Below are 292 nucleotides of genomic sequence, written 5' to 3'. Positions count from 1 at the left end.
GCAAGGCTAACGGTGCGGGCGGACGCATCGGCCACCAGCAGGCACGGCACTTCGTAGTCGGCGGGGATGCGCTTCTTCTTCGCCAGCAGCTTCCAGGCGGTCAGTCGGCGGTCGCCTGCCACCACCTCGTAAGCATCGCCATCGGCGGAAAGGATGACGATCAGGTTTTGCAGCAGGCCAATGCGGGCAAGGCACGCGGCCAGTTCGGGGACGGACTGGCGCGGGGTCGTGCGGACGTTGCGCCTGGATCGGCGCGGCAGCAACAGCGAGTGGGGAACCAAGATCAGGTTCA

1 protein-coding gene is annotated in these 292 nt (G+C 66.4%); it reads right to left on the bottom strand.

The annotated features are described in order from the left end of the window. The coding region (locus KVS69_RS19310; protein ID WP_217539566.1) for a ParB/Srx family N-terminal domain-containing protein at positions 1-292 on the bottom strand (292 nt) is incomplete at both ends.

Origin of the sequence: Stenotrophomonas sp. GbtcB23, assembly GCF_019091045.1 — a bacterium.
Lineage (GTDB): Bacteria > Pseudomonadota > Gammaproteobacteria > Xanthomonadales > Xanthomonadaceae > Stenotrophomonas > Stenotrophomonas rhizophila_A.
Note: the sequence above shows the minus strand (reverse complement) of the source record. Positions and strands in the feature narration are given on the sequence as shown.